At 69.7% G+C, this 7,569-nt stretch carries 7 protein-coding genes; all 7 read left to right on the forward strand.

What is annotated here, in order from left to right; translation table 11 throughout:
* Positions 1–28 precede the first annotated feature (28 nt).
* The gene (locus BM175_RS12990; protein WP_244545990.1) at positions 29–1,825 is read left to right on the forward strand and encodes an ABC transporter ATP-binding protein; all 1,797 of its coding nucleotides are present in this window, start codon (positions 29–31) and stop codon (positions 1,823–1,825) included.
* Between the two features lie 14 nt (positions 1,826–1,839).
* Positions 1,840–2,652 carry a 4-hydroxy-tetrahydrodipicolinate reductase gene (dapB, locus tag BM175_RS12995; protein ID WP_090963678.1) on the forward strand — a complete coding sequence of 271 codons (813 nt, stop codon included), beginning with the start codon at positions 1,840–1,842 and terminating at the stop codon, positions 2,650–2,652.
* Between the two features lie 39 nt (positions 2,653–2,691).
* Positions 2,692–3,312, forward strand: a complete 621-nt coding sequence (locus BM175_RS13000) for a 2,3-bisphosphoglycerate-dependent phosphoglycerate mutase (protein WP_090963680.1) — start codon at positions 2,692–2,694, stop codon at positions 3,310–3,312.
* A gap of 160 nt (positions 3,313–3,472) precedes the next feature.
* Positions 3,473–4,486, forward strand: coding sequence for a sulfate ABC transporter substrate-binding protein (locus tag BM175_RS13005; RefSeq protein ID WP_090963682.1), 1,014 nt, complete (start codon positions 3,473–3,475; stop codon positions 4,484–4,486).
* A gap of 220 nt (positions 4,487–4,706) precedes the next feature.
* Positions 4,707–5,600 (forward strand): sulfate ABC transporter permease subunit CysT, encoded by an 894-nt coding sequence (gene cysT, locus BM175_RS13010; RefSeq protein WP_090963684.1) that lies wholly within the window; start codon positions 4,707–4,709, stop codon positions 5,598–5,600.
* Positions 5,584–6,489, forward strand: coding sequence for a sulfate ABC transporter permease subunit CysW (gene cysW / locus BM175_RS13015; protein ID WP_090963686.1), 906 nt, complete (start codon positions 5,584–5,586; stop codon positions 6,487–6,489). Before cysT ends, cysW begins: the two co-directional genes overlap by 17 nt.
* 18 nt (positions 6,490–6,507) lie before the next feature.
* A complete protein-coding gene (locus BM175_RS13020) occupies positions 6,508–7,536 on the forward strand; it encodes a sulfate/molybdate ABC transporter ATP-binding protein (protein WP_090963688.1) in 1,029 nt (342 codons plus the stop codon).
* Positions 7,537–7,569 lie beyond the last annotated feature (33 nt).

Consider the following 7,569-nt stretch of genomic DNA (forward strand, 5'->3'; position numbering starts at 1 on the left):
GAGCCGCCGAACGAGGTTGGTGGCGTTGATCGGAACCAAGAAGAGCCTGTCCCTGTCCGACGGGGCCGAGCGCGGCGAAGCGCTGCGGCTGCTCAGGCGCATCTTCGCCGAGAACGGGCGCGAGCATATCCGCGGCTATGCCTTCGCGAGCGTCTGCCTCGTGCTGGTGGCGCTCTCGACGGCCTTCCTCGCGTGGATCATGCGCGACGTGATCGACGAGATCTTCGTCGAGGGCAACCGCGCCGTCCTGTTCTCGCTGCCGTTCGCCGTGTTCCTGTCGTTCCTCGTGCGCGGCCTTGCCTCCTACGGGCAGGGCGTCGTTCTCGCGCGCATCGGCAACGACATCGTGGCGCGCTACCAGCGCCGGCTGTTCCGGCATCTCACAGAGCTTTCGGTCGACTTCTACGGCGAGAACCGTTCGGCCCAGCTCGCCGCGCGCATCAACCAGAACGTGACGGGCGTGCGCGAGACGCTGAACCTCACGGTCACCTCGATCGCGCGCGACCTCCTGACGCTGATCTTCCTGATCGGTGCGATGATCTGGCAGGACTGGGTCCTGTCGCTGATCGCGCTGACCGCCGGCCCGCCGATCGCGATCATGATCTCGAACCTCTCGCGCAAGCTGCGCAAGGCGACGCGCCAGTCGGTCGATCTCAACGCGCGGGTGCTGGGCTCCATGCAGGAGACGGCGCAAGGGATCCAGGTCGTGAAGGCCTTCACGATGGAAGAGCTCCTGCGCGAGCGGACCGAAGGTCTGATCCGGCAGGCCGAGGAGCGCTCCAACCGCATCGCCGTCATCACCGAGCGGTCGGGTCCGGTGACCGAGACCGTCGCGGGCCTTGCGGTCGCCGCCGTGATCGCCTGGTCGGGCTACCGCTCGATCGTCTATGGCTATTCGCCGGGTGCGATGTTCGCCTTCATTACGGCGCTGCTTCTCGCCTACGATCCCGCCCGGCGCCTCGCGCGGCTGCAGGTGCAGCTCGAAAAGGCGCTCGTCAACGCGCGCATGATCTACGAGATCCTCGACGAGCCGCCGCGCCAGGCCGATGCGCCGGGCGCGAAGGCGCTCGTCGTCACGAGCGGCGAGATCGTGTTCGAGGACGTGCGCTTCCGCTATCCCGGCGGCGAGGACGTCCTGCGCGGCATCAGCTTCACCGCGCCGGCCGGCCGAACGACGGCGCTGGTGGGGGCCTCCGGCGGCGGCAAGTCGACTGTCCTCGCGCTCTTGGAGCGCTTCTACGATCCAGCGGCCGGGCGCATCACGATCGACGGGCAGGACATCCGCGCCGTCACCAAGCATTCGCTGCGCACCAGGATCGCCTACGTCCCGCAGCAGCCGGTCCTCTTCGAGGGAACGATCCGCGACAACATCCGTTTCGGTCGCCCGGCGGCCTCCGACGCTGAGGTGGAGGAGGCGGCGCGCCGTGCGCAGGCCGAGGAGTTCATCCTCGCCCAGCCGCTCGGCTACGAGACGCCGGTCGGCGAGAGCGGCGCGACATTGTCGGGCGGCCAGCGCCAACGCCTGTCGATCGCCCGCGCACTCCTGCGCGACGCCCCGATCCTGGTGCTGGACGAGGCGACCTCGGCGCTGGATTCGCGCTCCGAGGTGCTGGTTCAGCGGGCGCTGGAGGAGGCGATGCGCGGTCGCACCGTGCTCGTCGTCGCGCACCGCCTCTCGACGATCGTCGGAGCCGACCAGATCCTCGTCGTCGATCGCGGCCGCATCGCGGAGGGCGGGACCCATGCCGAGCTGAGCCGCCGGCCGAACGGATTGTATGCCCGCTTCCACGCGCTCCAGTCGGGCGCGGGCGAGACGGTGGACTGAAGGGAAGACGGGCGATGGACGCAATGCGGCTGGTGATCCTCGGGGCGGGCGGGCGCATGGGCCGGACGCTGGTGCGTCTCGCCTCCGAGGCGCCGGAGTTCGCGGTCGCCGCCGCCGTGGAGCGGCCGGGCTCGGCCCATCTCGGCGACGACGCCGGCACGCTCGCCGGGGTCGCCGCGCTCGGTGTGCCCGTGTCGGACGACCTCGAGGCCGCGCTGCGCGAGGCCGACGGCGTGATCGACTTCACCGCGCCAGCCGCCAGCGTCGCGCTGGCGCTTCAGACCGCGCGGCGCGGGCTGGTGCACGTCATCGGCACGACGGGCTGCTCGGCCGACGACGATGCGGCGATCGCGGCGGCGGGTCGCGATGGCGCGCGGATCGTCAAGTCCGGCAACATGAGCCTCGGGGTCAATCTCCTGTCGGTGCTCGTCGAGCAGGCGGCGCGTGCGCTGGGGCCCGACGCCTTCGATCTCGAGATCCTGGAAATGCACCACCGCCACAAGGTCGACGCGCCCTCCGGCACGGCGCTGCTCCTTGGGCATGCGGCGGCGGCGGGGCGCGGGATCGATCTCGCCGACCGGTCGGTGCGCGTGCGCGACGGCCATACGGGACCGCGTCCGCAGGGGACAATCGGCTTCGCCACCCTTCGCGGCGGCTCGGTGGTTGGCGACCACGAGGTGATCCTGGCCGGCGAAGGCGAGCGCATCACGCTAAAGCACCACGCCGAGGACCGGGCGATCTTCGCGCGCGGGGCGCTGCGCGCCGCGCTCTGGGCGCGAAGCCAGCCGCCGGGCCTCTACTCGATGCGCGACGTCCTCGGTCTCTGATCCTTTTCCTCCGTCCTCAAGCCAAGGGAGCCAAAGCCCATGTCCCGTACTCTCGTCCTCGTCCGCCACGGGCAGAGCGAATGGAACCTCAAGAACCTCTTCACCGGCTGGCGCGACCCGGACCTGACGGAGCTCGGCGTCGAGGAGGCGCGCGCCGCCGGCCGCCGCCTGAAGGATGCGGGCCTGCGCTTCGACGTCGCCTTCACCAGCGTCCTGTCGCGCGCCCAGCGCACGCTCGCCCTCATCGAAGGTGAGCTCGGGCAGGGCCCGATCGAGACGCATCGCGACCAGGCGCTGAACGAGCGCGACTACGGCGACCTGTCGGGCCTGAACAAGGACGACGCCCGCGCCAAGTGGGGCGAGGATCAGGTCCATGTCTGGCGCCGGTCCTACGACGTGCCGCCGCCGGGCGGCGAGAGCCTGAAGGACACCGGCGCGCGCGTCTGGCCCTACTACATCCATCGCATCCAGCCGAAGGTGCTGTCGGGCGGCACCGTGATCGTCGCCGCCCACGGCAACTCGCTGCGCGCCCTCATCATGGCGCTCGACGGGCTGACGGGCGAGGAGATCGTCGCGCAGGAACTCGCGACCGGCGTTCCCATCGTCTACCGCCTCAACGCCGATTCATCGGTCGCCTCGAAGGACGTCCTCGCCGGCTGACCGCCGGCACACGGGATCGGCGGCGTCCGCCGCCGATCCGCGACATCGAATTGTCCATAACGTGACCGGATTTAGTAGATCGTTCCTGTTCCCGACCGTTCGGGGGCTCTAGCTTCAACGCATCGAAGCCCGGGCTCCGGCCGGAAAGGAACCCCCGCGAATGCGTCTGTCCCTGTCGCTTGGAATTGCCGCCGCCGCCCTGATGGCGCTCAGCCTGCCGGTCTCGGCCCAGACCCTCCTTAACGTCTCCTACGATCCGACGCGCGAACTCTATCGCGACTTCAACGCCGCCTTCGCCGCCCACCAGAAGGCGGACGGCAAGGACGCCCCGACGGTGCGCATGTCGCACGGTGGCTCGGGCGCGCAGGCACGCACCGTGATCGACGGCCTCGATGCCGACGTCGTGACGCTCGCCCTCCAGGCCGACATCGACGCCATCGCCAAGGCGACGAAGAAGATTCCGGAGAACTGGCGCACGCTGCTGCCGCACAACTCCTCGCCCTACACGTCGACGATCGTGTTCCTGGTGCGCAAGGGGAACCCGAAGGCGATCAACGACTGGGGCGACCTCGTGAAGGACGGCGTCCAGGTCATCACGCCGAACCCGAAGACGTCGGGCGGCGCGCGCTGGAACTACCTGGCCGCCTGGGCCTGGGCGAACAAGCAGTACGGCGGCGACGCCGAGAAGGTGAAGGGCTTCGTCGGCGACGTGTACCGCCACGTCCCGGTGCTCGACACCGGCGCGCGCGGCTCGACCACGACCTTCGTCCAGCGCGGCATCGGCGATGTGCTGCTCGCCTGGGAGAACGAGGCGTTCCTGGCGCTCGAGGAGCTCGGTCCCGACCAGTTCGAGATCAAGGTGCCTTCGATCTCCATTCTCGCCGAGCCGCCGGTGGCGCTCGTGCCGGGCAACACCGACACCAAGGGCACGACCGAGGTGGCCAAGGCCTATCTCGACTATCTCTATTCGCCGGAGGGCCAGACCATCTCGGCCAAGCACTACTACCGCCCGTCGGAGCCCGAGAAGGTCACCGACAAGGCGCTTCTGGAGCGGTTCCCCCAGATCGATCTCGTTAAGATCGACGACGCCCAGTTCGGTGGCTGGGCGAAGGTCCAGCCCGAGCACTTCGGCGACGGCGGCATCTTCGACCAGATCTACAAGCCCGCCAACTGAGTTACGCGAGGCCCTTAAGCCCGAGTGCCTACGATCCCCGGCGCCTCGGGCATCCTCCCGACCCGATGCGCTCCCCGGTCCCGCCGCTCCCATCGGCGGGGCCGTCCTCGTGCCGCCGGATGATCGGCGCGGCAAGCCGGCGGTATCGCCGCGCGGCTTGCCGCGCTATTTTGCCACCCAAGCGCCCACCACCTTCAGCCGACGTCTCGTCAGGAACCGCATGGCTTCGACAACCGCCGATCGCCCGGCCTTTCATTTCCGCCAACCGAGTGTCGTACCGGGCTTTGGCCTGTCGCTCGGAGTGACGCTGGCCTATCTCAGCCTGATCGTGCTTCTGCCGTTGTCGGCCTTGGCGGTGCGTGCGGCAGGGCTCGGGCTTTCCGATTTCCTGGCGCTGGCCGGCGACCGGCGCGTCGTCTCGGCGCTGACCCTGTCGTTCGGCGCCTCGCTGGTCTCGGCCGTCGTCAACGCCGTGTTCGGCCTGCTGCTGGCCTGGGTGCTCGTGCGCTACCGCTTCCCCGGCAAGCGGCTGGTGGACGCGGCGATCGACCTGCCCTTCGCGCTGCCGACCGCCGTCGCCGGCATCGCGCTGACCTCGCTCTACGCGCCGAACGGCTGGGTCGGGCGGCTGTTCGCGCCGGGCGGCCTCTTCGCGCCGCTGTTCGGCGAGGGGGGGCTTCGCATCGCCTATTCGCCGCTCGGCGTCATCGTGGCGCTGACCTTCGTGTCGCTGCCCTTCGTCGTGCGCACCGTGCAGCCGGTGCTGGAGGAGATGGACGGGGAGCTCGAGCAGGCCGCCGCGACGCTGGGCGCGGGCCGCCTCCAGACCGTGTTCCGCGTCGTGCTGCCGACGATCACGCCGGCGCTCCTCACCGGCTTTGCGCTCGCGCTCGCGCGCTCCATCGGCGAATACGGCTCGGTGATCTTCATCGCCGGCAACATCCCCTACGTGTCGGAGATCGCGCCGCTTCTGATCGTGATCCGGCTGGAGGAGTTCAACTATGCCGGCGCGACCGCGGTCGCCGCGCTGATGCTGGTCATCTCCTTTGCGATCCTGCTTGCGATCAACGTCATCCAGACCTGGAGCCGCCGGAGGTATGGCCTTGGCGCTTGATACGACCCTTGCGGCCGCGCCCGGCGTGGAAGCCCTGCGCCCGCGCCGACCCTCGCCGACCGACGAGAGCCCGGCGGTGAAGTGGACGCTGATCGCGGTGGCCATGCTGTTCCTGGCGCTGGTCCTCTTCCTGCCGCTCGTCGCCGTGTTCGTCGAGGCGCTGCGCGGGGGCGTCGACGCCTTCGCCCAAGCCGTCACCGACCCGGACGCGCTCGCCGCGATCCGGCTGACGCTGACCGTCGCGGCGATCGCGGTGCCGGTGAACCTCGTCTTTGGCCTGTGCGCCGCCTGGGCGATCGCCAAGTTCGAGTTCCGCGGCAAGACGCTGCTGACCACCTTGATCGACCTGCCCTTCTCGGTCTCGCCGGTGATCGCGGGCCTCGTCTTCGTGCTCCTGTTCGGCGCGCAGGGCTATTTCCACTGGATGGTGCAGGCGACCGGCATTCCGATCGTCTTCGCGCTGCCGGGCATCGTGCTCGCCACCGTGTTCGTCACGCTCCCCTTCGTCGCGCGCGAGTTGATCCCGCTGATGCAGGAACAGGGGACGGGCGACGAGGAGGCGGCGATCTCGCTGGGCGCCGGCGGCTGGCAGACCTTCCGGCGCGTGACGCTGCCGAACGTGAAGTGGGCGCTCCTCTACGGCGTGCTCCTTTGCAACGCGCGCGCCATGGGCGAGTTCGGGGCGGTGGCGGTGATCTCCGGCAAGATCCGGGGCGAGACCAACACGATGCCGCTCCATGTCGAGATCCTCTACAACGAGTACGCCTTCTCGGCGGCCTTCGCCGTGGCGACGCTGCTCGCCATGCTGGCGCTCATCACGCTCTGCCTCAAGACCTTCCTCGAATGGCGCTATGCCGGCGACATCAAGGCCAGCCGCGGCGGCCACTGACATGACGGGTTCTCACTGATGAAGATCGGCGTGCGCAACATCCGCAAGGAATTCGACCGCTATCCCGCGCTCCACGACGTCTCGCTCGACATCCGCTCGGGCGAGCTGATCGCGCTGCTCGGGCCGTCGGGCTCCGGCAAGACGACGCTTCTGCGCCTCATTGCGGGGCTCGAGTTCCCGACCGCGGGCCGGATCCTCTTCGGCGACGAGGACGCCTCGAACAGAAGCGTGCAGGAGCGCAACGTCGGCTTCGTGTTCCAGCACTATGCCCTGTTCAAGCACATGACGGTGGAGGGCAACATCGGCTTCGGCCTGTCGGTGCGCGAGCGCGCCTCGCGGCCTTCGAGCGCGGAGATCCGGCGCCGGGTGCAGGAGCTTCTCGACCTCATCCAGCTGCCCGACGTGGCCAAGCGCTACCCGATGCAGCTGTCGGGCGGCCAGCGCCAGCGCGTGGCGCTCGCCCGGGCGCTGGCGATCGAGCCGAAGGTGCTGCTTCTCGACGAGCCCTTCGGCGCGCTCGACGCCAAGGTGCGCAAGGACCTGCGGCGCTGGCTGCGCGAGTTGCACGAGCGCACCGGCCACACCACGGTCTTCGTCACCCACGACCAGGACGAGGCGGTGGAGCTCGCCGACCGGGTCGTCGTCATGAGCCAGGGCCGGATCGAGCAGGTGGGCTCGGCCGACGACATCTACGACCGGCCGCAGAGCCCGTTCGTCTTCTCCTTCATCGGCCAGTCGAACGAGCTGCCGGTCGAGGTGCGCGGCGGCGAGATCGCGTTTGGCGGCGTGCCGCTCGGGCGCACCGACGCGCGCGACGGGTCCTGGCGCATGTTCGTGCGCCCGCACGACTTCGAGGTGCTGGCGCCGAGCGCGCGCGGCCTGTCCGGCCAGATCGCGCTGACGCGGCGCGTCGGCGGGGCGCGCATGGCCGAGTTCAACCTCGCCGACCCCGCACGCCGGATCGAGGTCGAACTGCCCGCCCACGCCCCGAGCGAGGCCGGAACACCCATCACCGTGATGCCAAAACGCTGGCAACTCTTCGCCTGAGCCGGAAGCGGCGCGACATCGCGCCGCCTGCCG

Origin of the sequence: Aureimonas phyllosphaerae (assembly GCF_900113065.1) — a bacterium.
Classification (GTDB): Bacteria; Pseudomonadota; Alphaproteobacteria; order Rhizobiales; family Rhizobiaceae; genus Aureimonas; species Aureimonas phyllosphaerae.